At 51.7% G+C, this 435-nt stretch carries 1 rRNA gene (only partly in view); it reads right to left on the reverse strand.

Annotated features, from left to right (window positions below):
• Positions 1 to 435, reverse strand: a 16S ribosomal RNA gene (locus LPKJCM_RS03095) (its annotated part continues 21 nt past the right edge of the window); the annotation flags it as partial.

Consider the following 435-nt stretch of genomic DNA (forward strand, 5'->3'; position numbering starts at 1 on the left):
ACCCTTCATCACTCACGCGGCGTTGCTCCATCAGACTTTCGTCCATTGTGGAAGATTCCCTACTGCTGCCTCCCGTAGGAGTTTGGGCCGTGTCTCAGTCCCAATGTGGCCGATTACCCTCTCAGGTCGGCTACGTATCATCGCCTTGGTAAGCCATTACCTTACCAACAAGCTAATACGCCGCGGGTCCATCCTGAAGTGACAGCCGAAGCCGTCTTTTAAACCAAAACCAGGTGGTTTTGGTTGTTATACGGTATTAGCACCTGTTTCCAAGTGTTATCCCCTACTTCAAGGGCAGGTTACCCACGTGTTACTCACCAGTTCGCCACTCGTCTCAATGTCAAATCTTTCAAATGCAAGCACCTGAAATCATTGGCCAAGACGCGTTCGACTTGCATGTATTAGGCACGCCGCCAGCGTTCGTCCTGAGCCAGG

This window comes from Lentilactobacillus parakefiri, from assembly GCF_002157585.1.
Lineage (GTDB): Bacteria > Bacillota > Bacilli > Lactobacillales > Lactobacillaceae > Lentilactobacillus > Lentilactobacillus parakefiri.